The sequence below is a fragment of the Ralstonia sp. 1B3 genome, from assembly GCF_036631435.1.
In genome coordinates, this window is the sequence record NZ_JAPNUG010000016.1 from 41,553 (window position 1) to 66,563 (window position 25,011).

The 25,011-nt window shown below is 64.5% G+C and carries 20 protein-coding genes and 8 pseudogenes; 15 read left to right on the top strand and 13 right to left on the bottom strand.

Annotated elements, in window-relative coordinates; genetic code table 11:
• Positions 1-77 precede the first annotated feature (77 nt).
• The 5 genes and pseudogenes from OWR21_RS04535 (at position 78) to OWR21_RS04555 (ending at position 3,382) form a co-directional block, all read left to right on the top strand.
• Positions 78-875, top strand: a complete 798-nt coding sequence (locus tag OWR21_RS04535) for a hypothetical protein (RefSeq protein ID WP_332394695.1) — start codon at positions 78-80, stop codon at positions 873-875.
• Positions 876-893: 18 nt separating this feature from the next.
• Positions 894-1,220 carry a flagellar hook-basal body complex protein FliE gene (gene fliE / locus OWR21_RS04540; protein WP_027679887.1) on the top strand — a complete coding sequence of 109 codons (327 nt, stop codon included), beginning with the start codon at positions 894-896 and terminating at the stop codon, positions 1,218-1,220.
• Between the two features lie 155 nt (positions 1,221-1,375).
• A pseudogene (locus OWR21_RS04545) lies at positions 1,376-1,795 on the top strand (organic hydroperoxide resistance protein).
• A gap of 65 nt (positions 1,796-1,860) precedes the next feature.
• Positions 1,861-2,304, top strand: a complete 444-nt coding sequence (locus tag OWR21_RS04550; RefSeq protein WP_027679885.1) for a MarR family winged helix-turn-helix transcriptional regulator — start codon at positions 1,861-1,863, stop codon at positions 2,302-2,304.
• Positions 2,301-3,382, top strand: a pseudogene (locus OWR21_RS04555) (glycosyltransferase). The gene OWR21_RS04550 and the pseudogene OWR21_RS04555 overlap by 4 nt, the downstream one beginning before the upstream one ends.
• Here OWR21_RS04555 and OWR21_RS04560 read toward each other — a convergent pair.
• The 4 genes and pseudogenes from OWR21_RS04560 to OWR21_RS04575 form a co-directional block, all read right to left on the bottom strand.
• Entirely contained in the window at positions 3,376-3,732 is a 357-nt protein-coding gene (locus OWR21_RS04560; protein ID WP_027679883.1) for a flagellar protein FliT, read from the bottom strand. The pseudogene OWR21_RS04555 and the gene OWR21_RS04560 sit on opposite strands and share 7 nt — an antisense overlap.
• Before the next feature lie 58 nt (positions 3,733-3,790).
• On the bottom strand, positions 3,791-4,228 hold the full coding sequence (gene fliS, locus OWR21_RS04565; RefSeq protein WP_332394687.1) for a flagellar export chaperone FliS: 438 nt from the start codon (positions 4,226-4,228) through the stop codon (positions 3,791-3,793).
• 60 nt (positions 4,229-4,288) lie between these two features.
• Positions 4,289-6,336, bottom strand: a pseudogene (gene fliD, locus OWR21_RS04570) (flagellar filament capping protein FliD).
• A 198-nt stretch (positions 6,337-6,534) separates the two neighbouring features.
• The gene (locus tag OWR21_RS04575) at positions 6,535-7,356 is read right to left on the bottom strand and encodes a flagellin N-terminal helical domain-containing protein (RefSeq protein WP_102065407.1); all 822 of its coding nucleotides are present in this window, start codon (positions 7,354-7,356) and stop codon (positions 6,535-6,537) included.
• Between the two features lie 410 nt (positions 7,357-7,766).
• Between OWR21_RS04575 and OWR21_RS04580 the strand changes: the two are divergent.
• Positions 7,767-8,393: pseudogene (locus OWR21_RS04580) on the top strand (LuxR C-terminal-related transcriptional regulator); the annotation flags it as partial.
• Between the two features lie 141 nt (positions 8,394-8,534).
• Here OWR21_RS04580 and OWR21_RS04585 read toward each other — a convergent pair.
• Positions 8,535-10,392, bottom strand: a pseudogene (locus OWR21_RS04585) (EAL domain-containing protein).
• 387 nt (positions 10,393-10,779) lie between these two features.
• Between OWR21_RS04585 and fliL the strand changes: the two are divergent.
• From fliL to OWR21_RS04630, 9 genes and pseudogenes are all read left to right on the top strand, one after another.
• A pseudogene (fliL, locus tag OWR21_RS04590) lies at positions 10,780-11,276 on the top strand (flagellar basal body-associated protein FliL).
• Position 11,277: 1 nt separating this feature from the next.
• A pseudogene (fliM, locus tag OWR21_RS04595) lies at positions 11,278-12,287 on the top strand (flagellar motor switch protein FliM).
• Positions 12,277-12,729 (top strand): flagellar motor switch protein FliN, encoded by a 453-nt coding sequence (gene fliN / locus OWR21_RS04600; protein ID WP_316874628.1) that lies wholly within the window; start codon positions 12,277-12,279, stop codon positions 12,727-12,729. Before fliM ends, fliN begins: the two are co-directional and overlap by 11 nt.
• A 68-nt stretch (positions 12,730-12,797) precedes the next feature.
• Complete coding sequence (fliO, locus tag OWR21_RS04605) at positions 12,798-13,199, top strand: flagellar biosynthetic protein FliO (protein ID WP_332394689.1); 402 nt, start codon at positions 12,798-12,800, stop codon at positions 13,197-13,199.
• Complete coding sequence (fliP, locus tag OWR21_RS04610; protein ID WP_147213702.1) at positions 13,196-13,945, top strand: flagellar type III secretion system pore protein FliP; 750 nt, start codon at positions 13,196-13,198, stop codon at positions 13,943-13,945. Before fliO ends, fliP begins: the two co-directional genes overlap by 4 nt.
• A 19-nt stretch (positions 13,946-13,964) precedes the next feature.
• Positions 13,965-14,234, top strand: coding sequence for a flagellar biosynthesis protein FliQ (gene fliQ, locus OWR21_RS04615; RefSeq protein WP_004631435.1), 270 nt, complete (start codon positions 13,965-13,967; stop codon positions 14,232-14,234).
• Positions 14,235-14,267: 33 nt separating this feature from the next.
• Positions 14,268-15,062 carry a flagellar biosynthetic protein FliR gene (gene fliR / locus OWR21_RS04620; RefSeq protein WP_316874631.1) on the top strand — a complete coding sequence of 265 codons (795 nt, stop codon included), beginning with the start codon at positions 14,268-14,270 and terminating at the stop codon, positions 15,060-15,062.
• Positions 15,063-15,145: 83 nt separating this feature from the next.
• A complete protein-coding gene (locus OWR21_RS04625) occupies positions 15,146-15,874 on the top strand; it encodes a 3-ketoacyl-ACP reductase FabG2 (RefSeq protein ID WP_316901159.1) in 729 nt (242 codons plus the stop codon).
• The gene (locus OWR21_RS04630; RefSeq protein WP_332394690.1) at positions 15,871-16,536 is read left to right on the top strand and encodes a hypothetical protein; all 666 of its coding nucleotides are present in this window, start codon (positions 15,871-15,873) and stop codon (positions 16,534-16,536) included. Before OWR21_RS04625 ends, OWR21_RS04630 begins: the two co-directional genes overlap by 4 nt.
• Positions 16,537-16,550: 14 nt before the next feature.
• Here the strand turns inward: OWR21_RS04630 and OWR21_RS04635 are convergent.
• The 8 genes and pseudogenes from OWR21_RS04635 to flgF form a co-directional block, all read right to left on the bottom strand.
• Positions 16,551-17,292 (bottom strand): annotated as a pseudogene (locus OWR21_RS04635) (YoaK family protein).
• 66 nt (positions 17,293-17,358) lie between these two features.
• Complete coding sequence (flgL, locus tag OWR21_RS04640) at positions 17,359-18,318, bottom strand: flagellar hook-associated protein FlgL (RefSeq protein ID WP_316874636.1); 960 nt, start codon at positions 18,316-18,318, stop codon at positions 17,359-17,361.
• Positions 18,319-18,383: 65 nt separating this feature from the next.
• The gene (flgK, locus tag OWR21_RS04645) at positions 18,384-20,318 is read right to left on the bottom strand and encodes a flagellar hook-associated protein FlgK (protein ID WP_147213706.1); all 1,935 of its coding nucleotides are present in this window, start codon (positions 20,316-20,318) and stop codon (positions 18,384-18,386) included.
• A 115-nt stretch (positions 20,319-20,433) separates the two neighbouring features.
• The gene (gene flgJ / locus OWR21_RS04650; protein ID WP_147213707.1) at positions 20,434-21,519 is read right to left on the bottom strand and encodes a flagellar assembly peptidoglycan hydrolase FlgJ; all 1,086 of its coding nucleotides are present in this window, start codon (positions 21,517-21,519) and stop codon (positions 20,434-20,436) included.
• Between the two features lie 16 nt (positions 21,520-21,535).
• Entirely contained in the window at positions 21,536-22,654 is a 1,119-nt protein-coding gene (locus OWR21_RS04655; RefSeq protein WP_147213708.1) for a flagellar basal body P-ring protein FlgI, read from the bottom strand.
• A 10-nt stretch (positions 22,655-22,664) separates the two neighbouring features.
• Complete coding sequence (locus tag OWR21_RS04660) at positions 22,665-23,399, bottom strand: flagellar basal body L-ring protein FlgH (RefSeq protein ID WP_332394691.1); 735 nt, start codon at positions 23,397-23,399, stop codon at positions 22,665-22,667.
• A 33-nt stretch (positions 23,400-23,432) separates the two neighbouring features.
• Complete coding sequence (gene flgG / locus OWR21_RS04665; protein ID WP_009240010.1) at positions 23,433-24,215, bottom strand: flagellar basal-body rod protein FlgG; 783 nt, start codon at positions 24,213-24,215, stop codon at positions 23,433-23,435.
• Positions 24,216-24,255: 40 nt separating this feature from the next.
• On the bottom strand, positions 24,256-24,993 hold the full coding sequence (flgF, locus tag OWR21_RS04670; RefSeq protein ID WP_147213710.1) for a flagellar basal-body rod protein FlgF: 738 nt from the start codon (positions 24,991-24,993) through the stop codon (positions 24,256-24,258).
• Between the last annotated feature and the right edge of the window lie 18 nt (positions 24,994-25,011).

Consider the following 25,011-nt stretch of genomic DNA (forward strand, 5'->3'; position numbering starts at 1 on the left):
CGAGCGCAACCCGGGCGTGGATGTCATCTTTGCGCCGTGGTTCATTCCACGACCTGCCGACGCGGCAGGACGTCACGATGTTCTATCGCCAGGACGACAACTACCTGATCGAGCAGCACGACTACGCCAAGCTGCTGGCGCTGGTGTTGTCGCACCACCTCTTTCCGGAGATCTACCTGGCGCGCCGCGAGGTGATGGACCGCATCTACTTCAGCGCGCCCGAGCCGGCGTTCTACGCCTTCGTGCATGCGGCGGAAATGCTCGGCTCCAGCGCGGTGTACTTCAGCAAGACGCCGTTCTATCGCTCGGTCTCGCGCTACTTTGCCGACGAGACCCGCGCACAGGCCGGCAACGAAGAAGTGAAACACGCGTGGGACCGCTATCGCGGCGGGCTGGAATACCTGTTCGGCAAGTTCTCGCACACGCTGCCGGCTGCCGAGCGCCCCGAATGGCTGAACGCCATCAACCAATTCGTGCTGGCACGCATGAAGGTGGCGCTGCGCCTGCGCACGCATGAAGGCGGCCACTGGATCGACAACTACTACATCGCCAACCGCGTCCGCGCGCTGGGTGAAGTGTCCGATCTGCCGGCACCGTATGACCTGTACCGCGTCAATGCCGCGTTCGAATACGTGACCAAGCTCGATCCGTTCAAGCCCGAGCCGCCCAAGTACGCCACGCTGCGCCGCGCGCCGCTTCAGGTCTTCCACCACGCGCACGGCTTTGCCGACACCGCGTTTCTGGTGCTCGACGACGATGACGCCATTCCGCATCACACCATCGTCGTCACGCCGATCCCGATGAACCTTGCGGTGCCGGCCGGCCGCGAAGTCCGCTTCGTGTCGGAACTCGAAACCCTCGCCAAATTCCCCTGAGTCACTGGTCACGCCCACATGGATCTCTCCAACGCCCATTCCGTGGTCTCGCTGATGAACAGCGTGCTGGCGCCGTCCACTGTCGGCGGCAGCACCGCCAGCGGCGAAACCGGCAAACCCAGCGTCGACTTCGGCTCCGTGCTCAAGTCGTCGCTGGACCGCGTCGACGCTTCACAGCAGAAGGCCGAATCCATCTCCCGCAGCTTTGAGATGGGCAACAACGACGTCGACCTGCACGACGTCATGCTCTCGCTGCAGAAGGCCAACATCGACATGCAGACGGCCGTGCAGGTGCGCAACAAGCTGGTCTCGGCGTACCAAAGCATCATGAGCATGTCGATCTGACATCACGCTGCCCCGCTCTTTTCCCCGTCGCGGAGGAGGGCTCACGGTCCCTCTTGTCATTTATATTGCACGCAATATAATTGCATCATCGATTTCTAGATCGATCTCCCGGCCGTCATGTCGCCGACCGGGTTTCCCAACAAGAGGACCCGACCATGAAGACGCTTTACCAGACCCAAGTCACCGCTGAGGGCGGCCGCGCCGGCCATGTTCGCAGCGCCGACGGCACGCTCGACCTGCCCCTCTCTGCCGCGCGAGCTTGGCGGCGCAGGCGGTGCGGCTACAAATCCTGAGCAACTGTTTGCCGCCGGTTATGCCGCCTGCTTCGAAATGCAGTGCTGCATGTAGCACGTGCCAAGCAGATCAAGCTGGCGTCGACCTCGGTCACGGCCACGGTCGGCATCGGCCCGCGGGAAGACGGCGGCTTTGCGCTGACGGTGTCGCTGTCGGCCACCCTGGGCGGCGTCGATCAGGCGACGGCTGAAGCGCTTGTGGCGGCCGCGCATGGCGTATGCCCCTATTCGCATGCCGTCCGTGGCAATATTGACGTCCAATTGAACACGGTCACGCGCTGAGCCCTTTCCGGGCCGATGCGGCACTCGCCGCTCGGGCGCCAGGCCGTTCCCCCCGGGAGTTTTCCGTGAACGACGTGCTGGCGCTCGATCAGCAGCTCTGCTTTCCTTTGTATGCCGCCGGCCACTTGCTGACGCGCCTCTACCGCCCGCTGCTCGATGAACTGGGCCTGACCTATCCCCAGTACCTGGTGATGCTGGCGTGCTGGCAGCAGGCGCCCTGCGCAGTGGGTGACCTCGGCCGCACGCTTTACCTCGATACGGGCACCCTTACACCGCTGCTCAAGCGGCTCGAAGAACAAGGCCTCGTCACGCGCACGCGCGATCCCGATGACCAGCGCCGCGTCGTCATCGAGTTGACCGAGGCGGGCCGCGCCCTTCGCGAACGTGCCGCCAAGGTGCCCGAAGCCCTGGCCTGCAAGATTCCGCTGGAATTGGATGAGATCGGCGCCACGCGCAACGTGCTGCGCAAGCTGCTCGACGCATTGGCCACAGCGGACGACCGCGAATGAGTGCACCGTCCGCTTCCGCCGACCTGGCGCTGGTTGTCATCGCCCGCAATGAAGCCGCCAGCATTGCGCGCTGCCTGCTCAGCGCCAAGCCGTTTGTCGATCGCATGGTGGTGCTGGATACGGGGTCGACTGACGAAACCGTCGCCATTGCGCAGTCGTGCGGCGCACTTGTCAGCCACATGGCGTGGACGAACGACTTCTCCGCCGCGCGCAACACGGCGCTGCAGGCGGCCAATGCCGACTGGAACCTCATCCTCGACGCAGACGAATGGCTGGAAAGCGGCGGCGAGCACCTGCGCACGCTCGGCGGCGCAGAGCCGTCCGTCGGGGTGGTGTGCGTCAAGAACGATACCGATGCAACCGAATCCGCCAGCCAGTTGATTGCGTGATTCCGCGGCCGCTGCCGCGTGGCGTGCACTACACGGGGCGCATCCATGAGCAGCCGGTGTCGTCCTTGCCGGCGACGCGCGTGCCGGTCGTGGTGCGCCACGACGGCTATACCGCGGCCAAGATGCAGAAGAAAGGCGAGCGCAATACGCAGCTGCTGCTCGATGAACTCGCGCATCGGCCGGACGATCCGTATGTGCTGTATCAGCTCGGCAAGGAAACCGAGCTGCATCACGAAGACTACGCAAAGGCCGTGACGTACTACGCGCGCGCCTTCAGCCTGGCGCCGGCAGATGCGCCGTACCGCCGCAACCTGGCACTGCGTTATGTGTACAGCCTGGGCAAGGCCGACCGCGTTGACGAGGCACTTGCGCAAGGCGACGTCGCTATCCAGACGTGGCCGGACTTTCCGGATCTGTGCTTTGCGCTGGGATTGGTGTTGCTGGATGCGGCGGCCAAGCACCCTGACGAGGCAGGCGTGCGGTGGCTACCGTTGGCAGAACAGGTCTTCAACCGCTGCCTGGAGATCGGCGATCAGCCGGAGATGGACGGCAGCGTCATCGGCCGGGGCAGCTTCCTCGCTGCGCAGCAACTGGCGATCGTGTACCAGATGCAGAGCCAGGCGCTCGCACGCAAGTCCGAGCACTATCTGACGCTGTCAAAACAGCTGCAAGACGCGTCGCCTCAATAACGCGCCATGCTGCCGTAAGCGTTGCTTGCGGTGGTGGCGCGGCGTGCCGTGTCGATGCGCTTCTGCAGGCGGTCCAGGCGCGGATACACCATGGCGCGCACGCGTGCGTCATCTTCCAAAATGCGCACGAGCAGCGTGCGCTTGCGCTCCACGTCGGCACGCGAGAGCTGCGGGTGCGGCTCGGAACGGCGCAGCGCATCCACATAGGCGGCACTCTCGCGTTCCAGCGTACTGACGACTTCCCAGTTACCCACTTCGGCCGCGCTGACCATTTCAGCGGTCAGGCGCGCAATGGCTTCGTAGCAGGTGAACAGACTTTCGCTGTCCTTGATCGGGATGTTGCGGTGCATAGTGGCTCCAGTTGGGCCGAATTCAGTCAAAGGTCGCCTGACTACAAACGACCGGCAATCAGCTCACAACGCTCAGGTGGCTGCTTGCCACGGCGGCAGCCGGTTGGCCGGTCTGGCCGATGGCGAGCCACGCATCCTGCAGCGGGACCAGCAAGGCATCCACCTCGGCGAGGATCGTCAGATCGTTGTTGCCGTTGGCCACCAGCAGGCGGCGCAGCATGTAGTCGTACAGCGTGTTCAGTTGCACGGCGATGTCGCCGCCGCGCTGGTGATCGAGGCTGGCCTGCAGGCCCTGGCCGATGATCGAGATGGCCTTGTCGAAAGCCTTCACCTTCGCCAGCACGTCGCCGCGCTGGATGGCGGCGCTTGCCAGATTGATGGCGGCGCGCGCGCCTTCAAACAGCATGGCGATCAGGCGGTGCGGATTGGCGTCAACCACGGACGTCTCGATGCCGACTTGCGCATAGGCACCGATGGCACGGCGTGCAGCGTACATGGAAAAGGTCCTCGCTGTAGTCTGTTTTGTTATGGGTTGTGCTCTAAACCTAAACCCGGCTTAGTTGTTGCTCGACGTCTGCTTCGCAATGGCCGCGAGCTGCGTCGTCAGGTAATTGCTGGTGTTCGTCATGCTGGCCACCGCCGCGGACAGCGCGTTGAACTGCGTGTAGTACAGCGCCTGCTTGTTGTCCAGGCGCGTCTGCATGGCGGTGATCTGGCTGGCAAGCGAGGTGAGCGAACTGTTGATCGCGTCGGTCTCGTTCTGCACCATGCCGCTGGACGACAGCAGGTTGGTCATCACCGTGTTGAGCTGGGCGGCGTAACCGCGCTGTACCGTGACCGTGCCGCGGGCGCCGAGCGGGCCGCCGGCAATTTGCACGCTCAAGCCGTCGGTGGCGGAACCGGCGATCCCATACAGGTTCTGCCCCGAACTGGTCGCGGCCACGCCGTTGATGGTGCCCTGCACATCCACACCGTTGGCGGCGGTGGGGCTCGCGCCGAAGAGCGACGAAGCGCCCGCACCCGATACCGAGACCGCCGACACCGAGCCGAACTGGCTGTCGGTAATGCTCAGCACACCGCTGGCATTGGCCGACACCGAGGCGGTCACCTTGGCGTTCTGCAGCGTGGTCGATGCGTTGATCTGGCTTTGAATTTGCGCAGCCAGCGTCGTCGCGGTGTAGCTGCCGGCCGCCAACGTCACGTTGACGGACATCCCGCTGATGTTGAACGCGAGCGTGTCGTTCACACCCGCCGTAATGGTCGTGTTGGCGGCCGCCGAACCCGTGAGCGTGCCCTGCGTGGCCAGCTGTGTCACGTTGACGGCGTAGCTGCCGGCCTGCGTGGAATTCGAGAACGTCGGCACGCTGACGAGCGAATCGGTGGCCGTGCCGGTACCGGCAAACAATCCGGCCACCTGGCTGGGCGACTTTGCAATGGCGGCCGACAGCTTGGTGTTGTCGACCGACAGCGTGCCGTCGGAATTCATCGTCACGCCGACGCTGCCGAGGGACTGGTAATTGCCGTTGCCGACCGCCTGGCCCAGCACGTCGGTAATCTGGTTGATGAGCGTCTTGGTACTCACATCGCCCGCGAGCGGACCGTTGTTGGCGCTATTGGCGGTGTCGATCTTGGTGAGCGAATTCAGTTGCGTGCGCAGCGCGTTGTAGCCGTTCACGAAGTTCGTGACGGCGGTGGTGGTGGCGGTCGGATCGTTGGCCACCGTCACGTTCGTGCTGCCCGTCTTGGACAGCGTGAACGACGTGCCATCCACCACGTTCGACAACGTGTTGGTCGGGCTTTGCACGGCAATGCCGTTGATGGTGGCCAGGGCGTTCTGGCCCGTGGTCACCTCGGTCATGTTCTGCGTGCCGGCCGGGTCTTGCGAGAGCAGCGATTGCAGCGTCGCGTCGCCCGACACCGAAATCTTCATCTCCGAGCTGGAGCCCCTGCGGTGGACGTCAGCACCAGGCGGTACGGGTTGCCGCTGCCGTCGTTCACGATGCTGGCCGAGACCCCCATGTTGGCCGAGTTGATCGCATCACGGATGCCCGCCAGCGTGTTGTTGGACGAATCGATCGTGATGGAGCCACCGGCCAGGTTGCCGTTCTGCGTGAAGGTCGAACCGGTGTATTTCCCGCCCGAGAACGAGCCGCCCGACACCGAGCCGAACGAGAACGAAATCGTGGTCGACGCGCCGCTGCCGATGGCCGTCGTGGTGGACGTCTGCCCCTGCGCCGCCAGCACCTGCGATTGCGCAAGCTGCGTGACATTGACCGCGTAGGAACCCGCAGGCGCCGAGCCCGTCACCGACGCACTCAGCATCGACGAGTCGTAGCCGCTGGCCTTCATCGCGCTGTAATTCGACGCGCTGGTCAGATTGGACAGCGCGGTCTGGAAGGTCGACAGCGCACTCTTGAGCGAGCCCACGGCCGACAGCTGCGTCTGGTACGAGCTTTGCTGCGTCTGCAGCTGCGTCAGCGGCTGGCTTTCCACCTTCATGAGGCTGGTCACCAGCGAATTGACGTCGATGCTCGTCCCGATGCCGGGAATGGAGATCGGCGGAACGTAGTTGCTGGTTGAGGAGGTGGTAGTGGTAGTCGCCATGATCGGGTCCGATAAGCATCTGCGCCGGCGGAAGTCTCTCTACACAACGGCACGGGCTGCAGCTTCTTTAGGGCAGGTTATGCAGGCGCCACCCACGAAAAAGTGGGGTATCCGACCAACGAAAAAAGGCCGACGCCCCGAGGAGCGCCGGCCCTTGGCCCAACCGCCGGAGCGGCCGGACTGCATCCAACTTACTGATTAGCCCTTCAGCAGGCTCAGGATGCTGTTCGGTGCCGAGTTGGCTTGCGCCAGCATCGCCGTACCCGCTTGCTGCAGGATGTTCTGACGGGTCATGTTCGACGTTTCCGAAGCGTAGTCGGTATCGACCATGGCCGACTTGGCAGCCGACAGGGCGGTGTTCGACGAGGTCAGCGTGTTGATCGTCGAGCTCAGACCGCTTTGCTGTGCACCCAGGTCAGCGCGAGCTGCCTTCAGGCTGGCCAGGTCGGCGTCGATCTTGGCCTGGGCTGCCGTTGCGTTGGCGGTCGAAGTCACGCTCGTGCTCGACAGCGTACCGAAGCTGGCCAGGTTGGCGTTGGTCACGGTAGCGACGTCGGTCGCCGAGTTCTGGCCGTACTGGAACGTGGTCGAGGTGACCGAGCCGTCGAACAGCTTGGCGCCGTTGTAGTTGGCGTTGGTCTCGATGTTCTTGTTGGCCGTGGCCAGCTGTTGGTATTCCTTGTCCAGGTTGGCCTGGTCGGTGGTCGACAGACCGCCGTTGTTGGCTTCCACAGCCAGTTGGCGCATACGTTGCAGGTTGTTTTCAACCTGGCCCAGGTACGAGTCGGCCGTTTGCAGGTACGACTGTGCGTTGTTGGCGTTCTGGATACCTTGGGTTTGCGAGTTCAGCGTGGTGGTCAGGCTGGAAGCCACAGCGTAAGCAGCGGCATCGTCCTTTGCGCTGTTCACGCGCAGGCCGGTCGACAGACGTTGCAGCGACGTTTGCAGAGCGGACTGCGATTGCGACAGAGCTTGCTGCGTTTGCAGGGACGAGATGTTGGTATTGAGGCTGAGGGACATGACGGCTCCTAAGTTTCCCGATGGTTTGTTGCCCGTGTTTGCTAATTCCGGCTAGGCCGGGCAACGTGACCTGCAACTTGAAGGGGATCAGGTCTGCGTTGTACTCAGGTTATCGGTGGCCTCTGAGGAAAGTTTAGGGTCGCCTTGACAAATTTGTGCGTCGGCGGCGGTTTGGGCTTGCGGGCGCCTGATGTCCGGCACCCCTCCAAAAGAGGCGGTGCGCCTGCTTCTTGGCCTGCAGGGCCTCGGCTATACTCGTTCGACCAGTTCATAGGCGCCAGCATCCTTCTCTATATAGAGCGCCACACACGGCACAGATGGGGAGTTGCAAGCCCGCCAGTTCGGCCCAACAGCCTGCCGGTGGAAAGAAGAGCTCGAAGCGAGCCCGCGTTTGACCCGCAACACCCACCATGCTCAATGTCCTGATCGTCGAACCGCACGATATTGCCCGTGTCGGCCTGCGCCAGATCCTCAAGGATTCGCGCCTGGCCCGGCAGATCGAGGCCGTACCGGATCTGCGCGATGCGAATAACGACCTGCTCGCGCAGCGCGAGTGGGACGTCATGCTGTTCTCGGTGGAATCGGCCACCGGCGACGAATTCCAGACCATCAAGACCGTGCGCCAACAACATGCGCGCCTGGCCGTGCTGGCACTGGGCCGCCACCCCGAAGCGCTGCTTGCCGTCCGGGCGCTCAAGGCAGGCGCCGCCGGCTATCTGCCGATGGACGCCAGCCAGCCGCAACTGCTGGCCGCCGTCAACGCCATCTCCAAGGGCAAGAAATACCTGCCTTCAGACTTGGTAGAAGTCCTGGCCGACAACCTGAACGTCGACTGGGACAAGCCCCGCCACGACATCCTCTCCGACCGCGAATTCCAGACCCTGCGCATGCTGGGCTCCGGCCGCACGCTGGGCGAGATTGCCGAGGCACTGCAGATCAGTGTCAAGACGGTCAGCGTGTATCGGGGGCGCGTGCTTTCGAAAATGAAGCTGCGCAACAACGCCGAGCTGACCATGTACGTCGTCAGCAACGGCCTCCACCCTAGGGCGCCCTGCAAAGCAGCTGCGCGGCCGATCTTGGCCTTGCGATGCTCGCCGTACACGTGTACGGCTGCGCTTCTCACGCCAACCTCGGGGCGCTCGCTACGCTTTCCGGGGCACCCTAAATGGACTCGATATTTATAGAAACCGGGGGACGCGCTCGCCGTAGCGGCGGGCGTTTTCGCGCACGAGGTCCTGCACGGCTGCCGGCTCCAGCGGCCGCGTGAGCAGATAGCCCTGAAACTCGTCGCAGCCGACTTCGCGCAGGAATTCGAGCTGGCCGGTGGTCTCCACGCCTTCGGCCACGGTCTTCATGCCCATGGCCTGGGCCATCATGATGATGGCCCGCGTGATGGCCGCGCGCTCGGCCACATGCGGCAGGTCCTGCACGAACGACCGGTCGATCTTCAGCGTATCGATCGGGAAGCGGTGCAGATACGACAGCGATGAATATCCGGTACCGAAATCGTCCAGCGCCAGCGATACGCCCATCGCGCGCAGCTCGGTCAGCAGCGCATGCAATGACGGATCGTCGCGTATCAGGATGCCTTCGGTCATCTCCAGTTCGACCGCATTGCCGGGCAAGCCGCTGGTCGATAGCGCGCCACGCACCATCGCACTCAACTGCCCCGAGCTGAATGCCTGGCCCGAGAGGTTGATCGACATGCGCAAGTCCGGCAGCCCGATGCGGCGCCAGCGTGCAAGCTGGTCGCAAGCGGCACGCAGGATCCACCGGTCGATCTCGACGATCAGGCCGGTTTCTTCGGCGTCCTGAATGAACTGGCCGGGCATCATGCGGCCGAAATCGGCCGAGTTCCAGCGAATGAGCGCTTCCACGCCGACGATGCGGCCACTGCGCACATCCACGCGCGGCTGGTAGTCGGCATAGAACTCGTTGCGGTCGCTCGCGCGGCGCAGGCCCGATTCAATGCGGAAGCGGCGCGACACACGGTCGTCCAGATCGCTCGTAAAGGTCTGGAAGTTGTTGCGGCCGCGCTCCTTGGCCAGGTACATGGCGGCGTCGGCCTTGCGCAGCAGCGTGTGCGGGTCGTCGCCGTCGTGGGGTGCCACGGCAATGCCGATCGATACCCCCAGGTACAGCTCCTGCCCCTCGATATGGAACGGCGCGCTGATGGCCGACAGGATGCGCTCTGCCACGCGCCGCGTGCCCAGGCCGTCGAGCGCTTCGAGCATGACGACAAATTCGTCGCCGCCCAGGCGCGCCACAGTGTCGGCTTCACGCGCGCAGGCCTGCAGGCGGGCCGCGACTTCGCGCAGCAGCATGTCGCCAAACTGGTGGCCCAGCGTGTCGTTGACGTTCTTGAAACGATCCAGGTCGAGGAACATGACCGAAACGCGCGAGCGGTTGCGCCGCGCGATCGCCAGGGCATGCTCCAGGCGGTCTTCCAGGGCGGAGCGGTTCAGCAAACCCGTCAGCGTGTCATGCGTGGCCAGATGCCGGATGCGCTGCTGCGCTTCGCGGATCTGCGTGATGTCGACCAGCGACACCAGCACCGAATACGGCGTCGCACCCGCTTCGACGCCCGCGGGGAGGCCGTCATCGAGTGGCCGCCGTCGGCATACAGCGGCGTCCAGTTGCTGGAAACCCACACCGTGCGGCCATCCACGCAATGCATTCCGAAAATCTGGTTCAACTGCGGCTGGCCTTCCGCGATCACTTCCTGGTCCGGCCAGCCGGCTTCATGAATGGACGCATCAAATTCATCAACGGCAGCGTTCACCACCGTGGGCAGCAACCGTCCCACAAGGTCTTCCACCGGCAAACCGAGGAGCCGCGCGGCGCTCGGATTGGCATAGGTCACCCGGCGGTCTGCCCCGCACACAAGGATCCCCTCGGTCAACGCGTTGACCATCGACAGCAGATCCAGCTTCGGGCAGAAGCCCGGGGCTCGCCGCGCGCAGGACAGTCGGCCGGCAAGCCATCGGCATCGACAAGCGCAAGGTCAATACGGGTGGAAAAGGGCAAGGAATTCAAGGCGGCTTCCGCAAGGCAACGCAGGTATGCAGGGCCGGGACGTGCCGGCGCGTTCCTTCATTACAACGGCAGGCGCGGGCAAATCTTTCGGGCCAACGTCACTTTTGCGGGGAGCCGGTCGGCTGGGCGGTCGGCCAAGCGCCTGGCGCAACGCAATGAGCACAAATAAGTGGATTATTAATCACTCATAGAAACCGAGCCGCCCCGCGCCGCACATCGCAAACGCCCGAGATAAGCGGGATTGACCGCGTTTCTTGCTGGAATGAGCTGGACAGAGCTGGGGAAGAATGCAATCCGAGAACCCGACTCTGTGCACTGCGTTGTTTTACGGTGTCTTGCGCAACCCGAGCCGGGAAAGCCCACCCCCTTAGTCCCCGAGTGATCCCCATGGCCGAAGCCGCTGCCGCCACTACCGCCCCCGCCCCAGCAAAGGGCGGCTCCACAAGCTGCTGCTGATCATCCTGATCGTGCTCCTGCTCGTCGGCATGGGCGGCGCCGCCGCCTGGTTCTTCCTCGGAGGCGGCAATCACGCCGCATCCGGCCCCGCCGCACCGCCCAAGCCGAAACAGCCGGTGTTCGTGGCCATGGAAACCCTGACCGTCAATCTGCAGCCCGAAGAGGGCAACGACCGCTATCTGCAGATCGGCATCACGTTCAAGAGCTTCGACAAACATGCCGAAGAAGAGATCAAGACCTATACGCCCGAGCTGCGCAGCAAGGTCCTGATGCTGCTGGCCAGCAAGACGCCCACGGAGCTGTACCCGGCGGACGGCAAGGTCAAGCTCGCCAAGGAAATCGTTGAACTCTGCGAACACGTCTTCAAGGCTGTCGGCAAGGAATCGCCGGTGGCAGACGTCTTGTTCACCAACTTTGTGATCCAGTGACATGCTCAAGGAAGAGTTTCTTTCCCAGGAGGAAATCGACGCGCTCCTGAAGGGCGTGTCCGATGACGCGGACGACGACCCCGTCGAAGCCGCCGACCCTCGGGCATACGCTCGTACAACCTGGGCTCGCAGGAGCGCATCGTCCGTGGGCGCATGCCCACGCTGGAAATCATCAACGAGCGGTTCGCGCGCAACTGGCGTATCGGGCTGTTCAACTTCATGCGGCGCAACGCGGAAATCTCCGTCGGGCCGGTGAAGGTGCAGAAGTACAGCGAGTTCATCCGCAACCTGGTGGTGCCGACCTCGCTCAACCTCGTGCACGTCAAGCCGCTGCGCGGTACGGCGCTGTTCGTGTTCGACCCCAACCTGATCTTCCTGGTGGTCGACAACCTGTTCGGCGGCGACGGCCGCTTCCACATGCGCGTGGAAGGCCGCGACTTTACCGACGTGGAACAGCGCATCATCCAGCGCATGCTTCAGCTCGTGTTCGAGCATTACGCCAAGGCGTGGCAGCCGGTCTACCCGATCGATTTCGAATTCCTGCGCATGGAAATGCACACCGAATTCGCCAACGTGGCCACGCCCAATGAAGTGGTGGTCACCACCAGCTTCAGCATCGAGCTGGGCAACAACGGCGGCGACGTGCACATCTGCATGCCCTACACGATGATCGAGCCGATCCGCGACCGGCTCACATCGGCCATCCAGGGCGAAGCGCTGGAAGTGGACAAGCGCTGGCTGCGGCTGCTGTCGCAACAGGTGCAGACCGCCGAGGTCGAGCTGATTGCCGACCTCGCCACGGCCAAGGTGCAGGTGTCCGACATCCTGAACATGAAGGTGGGCGACGTCATTCCGCTGGAGCTGGATGACAGCGTGACCGCCAAGGTAGACGGCGTGCCCGTCATGGAATGCAACTACGGCACGTTCAACGGCCAATACGCGCTGCGGGTCAACCGCATGCTGAATATGAGCGGCAGCGAGGCTGCCACGGAGTCTGACGATGACAACTGAACCGACCATGAACCCCGAAGCCAACGCCGACGACATCGATGTCGAGATGACGATGGAAGAGGCCATGGCCCTGGAAGCCGCGCAACGTGCTGCGGCCAACCCGCCGGCCGCCGCGCCCGCCGCCGAATCCAGCCCGGTGTTCAAGCCCCTGACGGCCGACGGCCTGGGTAGCGCGCAGCGCAACGACATCGACATGATCCTGGACATCCCCGTGCAGTTGACGGTGGAGCTGGGCCGCACCAAGGTGCCCATCAAGAATCTGCTGCAGCTGGCACAAGGTTCGGTGGTGGAACTCGACGCATTGGCCGGTGAGCCGATGGATGTACTTGTCAACGGCTACCTGATCGCCCAAGGTGAAGTGGTGGTCGTCAACGAGAAGTTCGGTATCCGCCTGACCGACATCATCACGCCGTCGGAACGTATCCGTAAGTTGAACCGTTAAACCAGGCAATTCCGCCGTCCATCGGCACCCTGACAGCAACCAGTGCTCCCCCCGGGCAAGGTGTTGAAATGAACCATGCAGTCGATTGGGCCCGCACGCTAGGCGGGCTGTTTGTAGTGTTGGCGATGATCGTGGCGGCCGGCTGGCTGCTGCGCCGTCTGCAGCAGCGCGCGGGCATGGGCCCCGCAGGTTTGGGCCGGCGCCGCAGCCAGGTGATCACCGTGGTCGCGCAGCAGATGCTGGGCGACCGCGAGAAGGTCGTCGTCGTCGATGTGGAAGGCACATGGCTCGTGCTGGGCGTCACGCAGCAGCACGTGCAGACGCTGCACACGCTGCCGCGCCCTGCAGAAGCCGCCTCCTCGCCGGACGACCCATCCGGCGACGGCACTTCCGGCCCCGGCAAGCCGCCCCGCTTTGCCGACGCGCTGTCCATCCAGCTCAAGCGTCACCTGACGGGGAAGTCGGAATGAACGCGCGCACCTTCCTCCGCTGCCTGATTGCACTGACGCTGCTGGGCGCTGCGCCCGCCGTGTTCGCACAGGCGCAACCCGGCCTGCCGCTGCTCACGGGCACCGCCGGTGGCCAGAGCTATTCGCTGCCCGTCCAGACGCTGGTCTTCCTGACGTCGCTCGGGTTTCTGCCGGCCATCATCCTGATGATGAGCAGCTTCACGCGCATCATCATCGTGCTGTCATTGCTGCGCCATGCGCTGGGCACGCAGACCACGCCGCCCAACCAGGTGCTGATCGGGCTGGCGCTGTTTCTCACGTTCTTCGTCATGTCGCCAGTGCTCGACAAGGTGTACACCGACGCCTACGTGCCGCTGCGTGACAACAAGATCACCGTCGAACAGGCCATGGACACCGCCGCCACGCCGCTGCGCCAGTTCATGCTCAAGCAGACGCGCGAGCCCGATCTCGCCCTGTTCGTCAAGATGGGCAACATGCCGGCCATCGCCTCGCCCGAGCAAACGCCCATGCGCGCGCTCATCCCGGCGTTCGTCACCAGCGAGCTGAAAAGCGCGTTCCAGATCGGGTTTGCCATCTTCATCCCGTTCCTGGTGATCGACATCGTGGTGGCGGCCGTGCTGATGTCGATGGGGATGATGATGGTCACGCCGTCGATCTTCTCGCTGCCGTTCAAGATCATGCTGTTCGTGCTGGTGGATGGCTGGCACCTGCTGCTGGGCTCGCTGGCCCAGAGCTTTGTGCAATGAGCGTCGATAGGAAACCGACATGACACCCGAGTACGTTCTCGATATGGCCCGTCAGGCCATGCAGGTCGCCATGATGGTGGGCGCGCCGATGTTGCTGGTGTCGCTCGTCGTCGGCCTGCTGGTGGCGGTGTTCCAGGCCGCCACGCAGCTCAACGAGCAGACGCTGTCGTTCATCCCCAAGCTGCTGGCCGTGGCTGCCACGATGGTGCTGGCCGGCCCGTGGATCGTCGCCGTGATCGTCGACTACACGCGCGGGGTGCTGACCAACATCCCCAACTACGTGAATTGACGACACCGCGCTGACGCAGCCGCCGAATCAACGATGATCCAATTCACCGCCACACAGCTCAACGGCTGGATCGCCATGTACTGGTGGCCGCTGGTGCGCGTGCTGGCATTCATCGCCATTGCACCGCCGTTTGCCAATACCGAGATCCCGACGTCGATCAAGGTGGCGTTCGGCGTGGTCATCACGGTGGCGCTGGCGCCCATGCTGCCCGTGCCCGCAGGCGTGTCGGTGGGCTCATACGAAGGGCTGTGGATCACGCTGGTGCAGGTGTTGATCGGGCTGGCGCTGGGCTTTTGCGTGCAGCTCGTGTTCTCGGCCGTCAGCGGCGCGGGCGAGGTGATGTCGGTGCAGATGGGCCTGGGCTTCGCATCCCTGCTCGACCCGACACAGACCGAGAGCAGCATGCTGCTCGGCCGCTTCCTCAGTCTCACGGCCGTCACCGCCTTCATTGCCGGCGACGGGCATCTCGTGCTGCTGCACGCCCTGTTCGACAGCTTTACCGCCCTGCCCGTCTCGGCGGCGCCGCTGGCCAATCCGGGCTGGCAGACGCTGGCCGGTGGCGGCACGATCGTCTTTGCGCTGGCCCTGCGCATCGCCCTGCCCATCATCGCGATCATGATGATCGTCAACCTTGGCTTTGCCGTGCTCTCGCGCACGGCGCAGGCGCTCAACCCGTTTGCCGTGGGTATCGCGGCCACGCTGGTGGTGGGGCTGATGCTGGTCATGGTGATGATGACCTCGCTGGCGCCGGTGGTGGAGCGGTCTGTGATGGATGCGCTGGACTTGGGTGGGCGGGCGTTCAGCCAGTTCAGCACCCTGCCCCGATAGGCAGCGCCCGCCCGCAGCAATGCCTGCCGCGCGTGCGATGATCGCGGTATTCCGCCGACCGATCTTCATGGGAGTCTCACCACATGAGCCGCCGCGTTCTTGTGACGGGTGCCAGCCGCGGCATTGGCCGCGCCATCGCCTACCAACTCGCCGCCGACGGGTTTGACGTGTCCGTGCATTGCCGCAGCGGCCGTGCCGAGGCCGACGCCATCGTCGCAGACATCCAAGCAAACAACGGCAGCGCCCGCGTGCTGCAGTTCGACGTGCGCGACCGCGCCGCCTGCCGCACCCAGCTCGACGCCGACGTGGAAGCCCACGGCGCCTACTACGGCATCGTCCTATGCGCAGGCGTCACCCGCGACGCTGCCTTCCCTGCCCTGACCGACGAAGACTGGGACATCGTCCTCGAGACCGGTCTCGATGGCTTCTACAACGTCGTCCACCCGCTCACCATGCCGATGGTGCGTGCGCGCAAAGGCGGGCGCATCGTCACCATCGCGTCCGTCTCCGGGGTGATGGGCAATCGCGGGCAGGTCAACTACAGCGCCGCCAAGGCCGGGCTGATCGGTGCAACCAAGGCGTTGGCCGTCGAGCTTGCGTCGCGCAAGATCACCGTCAACTGTGTGGCGCCCGGGCTGATCGAAACGGACATGCTCGCCCACATGGAACACGTAGACCAAGCCCTGCAAGCCGTACCGATGCAGCGGGTCGGACAGCCTGCGGAAGTGGCTGCGGTGGTCGGCTTTTTGATGTCGGATGCGGCGTCGTACGTCACGCGGCAGGTGATCGGCGTGAATGGCGGGATGGTGTGATGCGCAAGGCCGCCCTGCTGGGCGCTGCGCCCACGCTCAAGCATCACCTCACGCGCCGACTGGCGAGCCGCTTCGCGCTGCGCATGCATGTCGTCCTGATCGTGCTGTGGTCGCTGGCGTGGGGTGTGGCGTGCAACAAGCTGCTGCGCATGGCGGGGCTCGATGCGCCCCCGGTGCGGTATGGCGTGGCAACGGTGGCCGCCTGGCTGGCCATGCTCGCCGCCTTCAAGCTTTGGCTCGCCTACGCCGGATTTACGCAACAGCGCCAGGTGCCGCGCGAGCACAGCGAGTGGGCCGCCGACACCGCCGATGCGGCGGTGGACCTGGCGTTCGATCTTCCGCTGCCGAGCGGTGGCGGTGGCGGCGCGGAGACCGTGGCCGAAGGCCTGGCATCGGCCGACGAATTCCTGCCGCTGGCGATCGTGATTGCGGTGGTTGTGGCGGTGGTGGCCGCATCGCTTGGCGTGCTCACGTACTTCTACACGCAAGGGCCCATGCTGTTGTCGGAAGCAGCGTTCGAAGTCTTGCTGGCGGGCGGGCTCATCCGCTCCGCGCGCCGCGCGAATGACGCAGACTGGCTGCGCACCGTGGTCGTCCGAACGGCAGTGCCGTGGCTGATCGTGCTGGGCTGCGCGATTGCGATCGGCCTGCTGCTGCGCTGACGGGCGCCTGTTCGCTACCGACGTCGCGCCAGCAGATCATCCACCACCGGCACCACCGCCAGCAGCATCAGAATCGACGCCAGCGGAATCGTGGCCGTGTAGCCGAGGTGCCGGAAGCCCAACGCACCGACCACGCCGCCCACGAAGAACATCCCGAGCAAGGACGCCAGCAGACGCAGCTTGGGCCGGTTGGCGACCACGGCCGGCAGATTGTGATGCCCATGGTTCCAGTACAGCGCCTTGCCGATTTCGATGCCGATGTCGGTGGCCAGACCGGTCACGTGTGGTGCGGATTTCCGCCTTCGAGATCTTGGTGATGATGGCGTTCTGCAGCCCCATCAGGAAGCACAGCAGTGCCACGGTGGCCGGCACGAACACGACGCGGTATTGCCCGAGCGTTGTGCCCATCAGGCCGAAGAGCAGCAGCAGCGCGGCCTCCAGCATGAGCGGCAGCGCGAATTCGCTCTGCGTGCTGCGGCGGCGCCCCCAGTTGACGAGCACCGCCGTACACGCCGCGCCGCACAGAAACGCCAGCAGCGAAGCAAAACCCGCCAACACAAGGACTACGTCGCCCAGCACGAGGTCGTCGGCGATCGCCGAGACGATGCCGGACATGTGCGAGGTGTATTGCTTGACGGCGAGGAATCCGCCCGCGTTGGCGGCGCCCGCCACAAAGGCCAGTGACTGACCGAGGCGCCGGTTGGCGTCTTCCGAGCGTTCCGGGCTGGTCAGGCGGCGAAGATACTGGATGGGCATGACCAGTCCTGACGGTAGGTGAGCCGACATGATACGCCGCGCCTCCGACCGCCGGCCCGCGCCGCATCAAGGATTGATGTACTGGAACAGCGACATGCCCTGCATGGCCGTGAACGTCTTCTGCGCGGCCTGCAGCGACACCTGCTGCTGCGAGAACTGCGAGATGGCGCTGGTGTAATCCACCGATTGCAGCTTCGAGATCTGCTCCTTCAGCTGCTCGCCGTAGTTCGAGCCGCTGCTGTTGAGCGTGGTGATCTGCGCCTGCTGCGTGCCCACCGTCACCTGCGCTTGCAGGGCGACCTGATAGGCGTTGTCCAGATTGCCCTGCGCCGTCTGCACGGCCTTTTGCAGGTTCGCGACGTCGGTGGCCTGCGTGGCCGCATTGATCGGGGTCGACAGCGCGGTGATCAGGTTCTCGTACGTCTTGAAGATGCTCTGGTTGGCGTTCGGGTTGGACGGATCCTTGTTGGGGATGCGCACGAACACCGAATCGCCCGACACCGAATTCGGCATCGAAATGTTCTGCGAAACCTGCACCACCGGCGGCTGGCCGCTGCCGACGTACTGCACCGAACCGCTGGCGCTGGTGAACGGATCGGTCGTGCCGTTGGCGCCGCCAAACAGGGCCACGCCCGAAGCATCGCGCTGGTTGGCGGTCGACAGCAGCTGCTGATACTGCTGCTTGACCTGCGCCAGCACGCCAATGCGCTGCGAATCCGTCATCAGCGAGGTATTGGCGCCCACCAACGTCTGCTTGCCCTGCTGCAGCGTGGTCACGAGGTTGGTCAGGGCCGAAGACACGCTGGTCAGGCGCGCGTCTGTGGTGTCGCGGTTGGCTTGGTATTGGTCGTTGGCGTCCTGCGTCTGTTGCAGTTGCGCCATCTGACCAAACGCGCTGGGGTTGTCGCCCGCGCTGTTGAGCGCGATGCCGCTCGCAATCTGCTGCTGCAATGTGAGCAGGTTCGATTGCGTGTTCTGCATCGAAGCGGAAGACGCGGCAAAGAATTGGGCGCTACTGACTCGCATGATCGGTCCGGACGAAGGGCTTTAGGACGTTATCGGCAGGCGGGGCGTTTTCTTCAGTCGCCCGATCAGCCGGCAATCGACAGCAGGCTGTCGAACAGCGAATTGGCCGTCTGCATCACCTTGGCGGAGGCCTGGTAGGCCTGCTGGTACTTCATCAGGTTCATCGCCTCGTCATCGAGGTTCACGCCCGACACCGACTGCTGCTGTTGCGTGGAACTGGCCAGCAGCGCCTTCTGCGAGGTCAGGTTGGTGCTGGCGCGGTTGGCCTGCACACCCACCTGGGTGACGAGGTTGTTCCACGCCGAGCCGATCGAGGTCGTGCCGCCGTCCAGCAGATTGCTGTTGCGCAGCTTGGCCAGCGCGCTGGCGTTGCCGTTGTCGGTGCTGTTGGCGGTGTTGGCCGAAATGGTGAACGTGTCACCGTTGCCGGGCGAACCCGAGAGCGTCATCTGCACGCCGTTGAAGGCGTACGTCGCGCCCTGCGTGTACGGCGCCGTGCCGCCCGTGTACGTGGTCGACGTGCCGCCCACCGTCACGGTGACGCTGCCCGGGAACCCCGACAGCGAGCCGCCGACGGCCGAGCTGTACGTCAGGTTGATCGGCGAGGTGAGCGGCGAGCCTGCATACGTGCTGTCCACGCCCAGCGACGACACCGTGGCGCTGCCCGTGTTGTTGCTGCCCTGGTTGAGCACCACGGGCGAGGCCGCGGCCACGTTGTGGTAGTCGGTGGTGAGCGTCTGCATGGTGGCGGCCGCGTTGGCGGTCGGGCGCACCAGGAAGGAGTCACCGCTGTTCATCGTGCCCGACAGGTTGAGCGTGACGCCGTCGATCGTGGTCGGCCAGCTCGTCACCGTCACGGAGGCGGAGCCGTCCGGATAGTGCGAAACGGTGTAGGCGCCGCCCTGGTACTTGACCTGGTAGTCGTAGCCCTGCCCCGCATTGGCGTTGGTGATGCTGGCTGTCAGCGAGCCGGTGCCGGTGTTGTTCGTGCTGGGCGCGACGCTCGGGCTGGCCACGGAGAAAAGGTCCGTGCCCATCTTGCCGTTGGCATCCATGCCGAGCTTGTTCTGCGCGTTCACGTCGGCCGCCACGGCCGTGGCCAGGCGGCCCAGGCTGTTCTGCGCCGGAATGAGCGTGTTGTTGCGGAAGTCCATCAGGCCGCCCAGCGCACCGCCGCCGAGCTGGCTGTCGTCAATGTTGACCGTGCCGCCCGGGCTCTTGTAGCCGACCGACAGTTGCGTCGGGTCGTACTGCGACGGCACTGCCGTCAGCTGGTAGCTCTGGTTGCCTTGCACCAGCGCCTGGCCGTTGCCTACATAGATGTTGAACTGGCCGTCGCCGGTCTGCACCACGCTCGCCTTGATCGACTGATTGAGCGTCTGGACGAGCTGGTCGCGCTGGTCACGCAGGTCGTTGGCCGGCTGGCCGGTCGACGCTTCCGCCTTGGAAATCTGGTCGTTCAACGAGGCGATCTGCTGCGCGGTGCCGTTGACCGAGCTGATCTGCGTCTGCACCTGCGTGTTGACCTGGTTGTTGAGCGAACTCAGCTGCCCCGCGATCGAATTGAAGCGGCTTTGCAGGCCCGCCGCAGCGTTCAGGAAAACCTGGCGCGCGGTGGTGTCCGACGGCTTGGAGGCCAGGCCATCGGCGGCGTTGAAGAAGCTGGTGAGCGACGAGCTCAGACCGCTGTTGCTGTCCGACAGATACTTGCTCAGGCCCGACACCAGGCTGTTGAGCTGGTCTGCCGCGCTGGTCGAAGCCTGGCCGCTCTGCACCTGCGCCGTCAGGAACTGGTCGTAGATACGCTTGACGGTCGTGACGTTGGCGCCCTGGCCGAGATAGCCCACGCCGGCGTACAGCGGAATGTTTTCCGTCTGTACGGCTTCCTGGCGCGAATAGCCGGGCGTGCTGGCGTTGGCAATGTTGTTGCCGGTCACTTGCAGGTTGATATCGGCAACCCGCAGGCCGGACGCGCCAATATTCAGAAGGGAGCTGCTCATAGTTGTCTCGGTGCGGGCAGCACGAAGCCGCCGAAATAAGCTCTAGAAACAACATCGGCCGACTCAGAACAAACTTGAGCCGGCCGTCGTCGTCAGAATATGCTTTTTACGTCACTCAAACGATCTGCTTGAGCACCGCCATGATCTTGTGGGCGTAGTTCGGATCGGTGGCGTAGCCCGCGCGCTGCAAACCCTTGGCGAACGATGCCGCGTCGTTGCCGTTGCCGGCTGCCACGACATTGCTGTAGCGCGGGTTGTTGGCCAGCAGGTTGGCGTAGTCCTTGAACGCCTCGGCGTACGAGCTGTAGGCGCGGAATTTCTCCTGCACCTTGTGGGCGACGCCGCCGATGTATTCGGTGGTCGTCACCGTGGCGGTCTTGCCGGACCACGAGCTGCCGGCCTTGATGCCGAACAGGTTGTGCGTGTTCGAGCCATCTTTTGCCTTGATCTCGCGGCGGCCCCAGCCGGACTCCAGCGCGGCATGGCCGATCATGAAGTTGGCCGGAATGCCGGTTTCCTGCGCGGCCTGCGATGCATGGCCGATCAGCTTGTTGTAGAAGCTGCTCATGCGCTCGCCGCGCGGCTCCGATGCCACCGTCGACAGGTCGACCTCGGGCGGCGCGCTCGGGGTCTGCGCCTGGGCATCCGCCTGCTTGCGCAGGGCGGCCAGTGCACGTTGCACGCGCTCCTCCAGGCCCGGGCGTGGCACGGTGCTGATGCCCGAGCCGTCGTCTTCCGTGCCCGGCGCAACGGCTGCGGCCATGCTGTTGAGCGACGAACGGGCGATGGCCTTCGCGGCATCGTTCGTGGCACCGGCAGCGCCCGGCAGCGCGGTATTCGTGGCCGTCGTGTTGGACAGCGCGGTATTCACCTTGCCACCCGCATCCGGGTTCACATGGTTGGCCTGACGCAGCATCTGCTTCAGAAGCTGGTCTGCCACGCCCACGCCGCGCGAGGCCATCGTCTGCGAAAGCTGCTGGTCGAGCATCGACGTGTACATCTTGCTCGACGACGAATCGAGCGGCCCGTTCTGCGGCGATGCATCGCGCATCTGCTTGAGCATCATGTTCACGAAGATCGCGTCGAACTGCTTGGCGACGGTCTTGGCGGCGCCGGTCGGGTCCGTACGCGCCGTTTGCTTGAGCGACTCGAACCCTCGGGAATCGAGCGCCAGGCGGCTGGTGAGGTCGGTTTGGTTCATCGTGGCCTCCGCAGCGTCAGATGATTTCCAGGTCGGCGCGCAGCGCGTTGGCCGCCTTCATCGCCTGCAGGATCGAGATCAGGTCTTGCGGGTTGGCGCCAATCGCGTTGATGGCCTTGACCACGTCCGCCAGGTTGGTGCCGCCCTTCACGTTGATGAGGCTGCCGCCTTGCTGCTTGACCTCGATATTCGAGCGCGCTGCGGCGACCGTCTGCCCTTGCGAGAACGGCGCCGGCTGGCTCACGACCGGGTCTGTGCTGATCGTGACCGACAGGCTGCCGTGTGCCACCGCGCACGGCTCGAGCTTGACGAGCTGGTTCATCACCACCGAACCCGTGCGGGCGTTGACCACCACGCGTGCCGCGGCAAGCGCCGGGGTCACGTCAATGTTCTGCAGCTTGGCCAGGAAGCCGACGCGATCCGACGCCAGGGCCGGCGCGCGCACGTTGATCGTGCGGCCGTCGGCGGCTTGCGCCGTATCCGTGCCGAACTGCTTGTTGATGGCGGTGACGATGTTCTGCACGGTGCCGAAATCGGTCGTGCCGGTATCGAGCTGGATGCTGCCGGCCTCGCCCACCGTAGCCTGCACGGCACGCTCCACCGTCGCACCATTGGCGATACGGCCGGCGCCGAGCTGGTTGATCTGCACCTTGCTGCCATTGGCCGATGCGCCTGCACCGCCAATCACCACGTTGCCCTGCGCCAATGCGTAGAGCTGACCGTCCACGCCCTTGAGCGGCGTGAGCAACAGCGTGCCGCCGCGCAGGCTCTTGGCATTACCGATGGACGACACCGTCACGTCGATGGTCTGGCCCGGCCGCACAAAGGCGGGCAGCGTGGCCGTTACCACCACCGCGGCGGTGTTCTTGAGCTGGATGCTCGCGCCGGCCGGCACGTTGATGCCGAACTGCGTGAGCATGTTGTTGAAGCTCTGGACCGTGAACGGCGTCTGCGTGGTCTGGTCGCCGCTGCCGTCCAGGCCGACGACGAGGCCATAGCCGATCAGCGCGTTGTCGCGCACGCCGGCAACGGTCGTCAGATCCTTGATGCGGTCTGCGTGTGCCGTGGTCGGAACAACCGCTGAAATTGCGCTCAGTGCCACCAGGGCCGCGCCGATGATTCGATGCAAAGTCATGGCAGATCCCTCAGAACGGTGACACGGTCAGGAAGAACCGCGACAGCCAGCCCATCTGCTGCGCTTCGGCCACGTAGCCCGTGCCGCGATATTCCATGCGTGCGTCCGCCACCTGGGTGGACAGCACGGTGTTTTGATTGTTGACGGTGGTCGGGTTGACCACGCCAGAGAACTTGATCGACTCGGTGCCTTGGCCCACGGCCATCTGCTTCTCGCCGCTCACCACCAGGTTGCCGTTACCGAGCACCTCCACCACCGTCACCGTAATCGTGGCCGTGAAGTTGTTCTGCGCACCGTTGGCGCCCTTGCTGTCGAACTTGTTGGCGTCGCTGGCCGACACACCCAGCAGCGACAGCACGCCCGGGTTCATGCCGGCGAACGTCGGCACGGAAGCGCTCATGCTGCCCGTGCGGTTGACGCTGCCGGACGTCTGCTTGCTGGCGGCCGTGTTTTCGGTGATCACGATGGTGATCGTGTCGCCCACCATGTGCGCGCGGCGGTCTTCGAACATGCCGCGAAAACCACCGCTGCCCGATGCCACTTCCTGGTAAATCGCCCCGTTCTGACGCGGCGCCATCACCGGCATCGGCGGGCGCGCGGTTGTCGGACCCTGCACGATCGGGGCCGGCGGCGGCAGCATGCCGCACGCCGTAGCGAGCAAGGCGGCCGTGCCGAGCACGGCCAATCGAACGATACGCACGGCGCGGCCGCTGTGCGTGAGCGAGTAAAACCGGGGGGTATGCATCGCAAAACTTCCTTAAAAACAACGCCGCCCAGCTTAGAGCTGCGACAGCTTCTCCAGCATCTGGTCCGAGGTCTGGACCGACTTGCTGTTGATCTCGTACGCGCGCTGCGTCTGGATCATGTTGACCATTTCTTCCACCACGTTCACGTTCGACGTTTCAACGTAGTTCTGGTTGAGCGCGCCCACGCCGTTCGAGCCCGGGTTGGCCAGGTTGGCCGTGCCCGACGCTTCGGTTTCGGCGTACAGGTTTTCGCCCATGCTGCGCAGGCCGGCCGGGTTGATGAAGTTGGCCAGCTGGAACGTGCCCACCTGCGTGTTGTTGACCGTGCCGGGCGTGGTGACCGTCACAACGCCGTCCTTGCCGATCGTCAGGCTGGTGGCGTTCTGCGGCACCGTCACGGCCGGCTGGACCGGGTAGCCACTGGAAGTCACCAGCTGACCCTGCGCGTTGATCTGGAAGCTGCCGTCACGCGTGTAGGCCAACGTGCCGTCCGGCATCTGCACCTGGAAGAAGCCGTTGCCGTTGATGGCCACGTCGGTCGAGTTGCCGGTCTGCTGCAGGTTGCCCTGCGTGTGCAGACGCTCGGTGGCGACGATGCGCGTACCGGTACCGATCTGCATGCCCGAAGGCAGCGTGGTCTGTTGCGACGACTGCGCACCCGGCTCGCGCACGTTCTGATACAACAAGTCTTCGAACACGGCGCGCGAGCGCTTGAAGCCCGTCGTGTTGACGTTCGCCAGGTTGTTCGAGATGACATCCAGCTGCGATTGCTGGGCGTCCATCCCGGTTTTGGAAATCCACAGGGAGCGAATCATGTTCGAGTCCTTGGTTGATTCAATTCAATGCGCCGGCCGTTCAGGCGTGGCGCAGCAGTTCATTGGCCGACTGGGCGTTCGTGTCGCTCGTGTGCAGCGACTTCATCTGCATTTCCAGTTGGCGCGAGATTTCGATCATGTTGACCAACGAGTCGGTCAGGTTGACGTTGCTGCCCTCCAGCGCCCCACCGGTGATGCGGACTTTCTCATCCACGTCGGCGTCCTGGCCGTCGCGCTGGCGGAACAGACCGTCGGCGCCGCGGTCGATGTTCGACGGGTCGATACTCACCAGCTTCAGGCGGCCGAGCGACACCGGCGGCGTACGGCTGTCGGCGCTGATCGCGTTGACCGTACCGTCCTTGGCAAACTGCACCGTGGTGTCGGGCGGCAGCGTGATCGGGCCGCCGTCGCCCAGCACCGGCTGGCCGGAGAGCGTCTGGATCGTGCCGTCGGGGCCGAGCTGGAAGGCGCCGGCGCGGGTGTAAGCCTCACCGCCCTCCGGCGTCTGCACGGCAAAGAAGCCTTGTCCGTCGATGGCCACGTCCAGGCTGCGGCCGGTGGTCTCGATCGGGCCGGGCGCGAGGTCCGTCCCGATGGCCGAGGCCATCACGTAGCTGCGCGTGGGCGAGCCATCGCCTTGCACACCCACCGTATGGAACGCGTCGATCTGCGCCTTGAAGCCGGTGGTGCTGGCGTTGGCGAGGTTGTTGGCGCTGGCAGCCTGTTGGTCGAACAGGTGCTTTACGCCAGTCATCGACACGTAGATCGAGCGGTCCATGCGAGTGTCCTTGGTGTG